The organism is Ensifer sp. MJa1 (assembly GCF_037026475.1).
GTDB lineage: Bacteria > Pseudomonadota > Alphaproteobacteria > Rhizobiales > Rhizobiaceae > Ensifer.
The window spans coordinates 1-638 of the sequence record NZ_JAKUMO010000067.1 but is presented as its reverse complement, the minus strand read 5'-3'; the positions used below and the strand labels follow the sequence as shown (position 1 = coordinate 638).

1 protein-coding gene is annotated in these 638 nt (G+C 63.0%); it reads right to left on the bottom strand.

Going from position 1 to position 638, the window contains the following annotated elements; genetic code table 11:
• On the bottom strand, window positions 1-417 hold a 417-nt coding region (locus MKZ91_RS31525; protein ID WP_442892379.1), incomplete at its 3' end, for an IS110 family transposase.
• Window positions 418-638: the final 221 nt, after the last annotated feature.

Below are 638 nucleotides of genomic sequence, written 5' to 3'. Positions count from 1 at the left end.
CAGATCGCGTCTGCGCCCCACTTTCAAACGGATCGCGGTGACCGTTGCATCGTCCGGCAGGATCGGGCGCAGGTCGCGGGTGCGGACCAGGTCGGCAATCGTTCGGGCATCGCGCGGATCGGATTTGCGCTCTCCGCCGGCAAAGCCTTGTCCGGCGCGATTGACTGCGATGCCCGGCGCGTGCACGAGCCGGAACCCTTCGGCCAGCAAAGAGGCTTCAAGGAAACTGGCGAAAGAACCGACAATGTCGAGACCGATGACAGGTTCACCGCCGAGTGCACGCAGATCGAAGACGAGGGACGCAATCTGATCCGGGCTGTTATCCACCGCCCGGTCAAGCATGATCCGTCCCGCCTCATCGACGGCGCAGGCCCAATGCACCGTTTTAGCAACGTCGATTCCTACCGAAACGCGCATCATACCTCCCTCTCGTTGCGGTCTGGCCGCTCGCCCCGTCTCGCCTGCATCGCCTTACATAGCCATCAACGGCAGCGCGTAATCAGCGGTCGATCAAGGGCGGTGATGCGGGCGGCAAAGCCTCCGGAGCCTTCAACGGCAGCCAGCATGACAACCATATCCGCATCACCTGCGCCCGGGCAGCTTCTCATCCACGCGGGCGCGTTGAAAAGAGGTAAGGC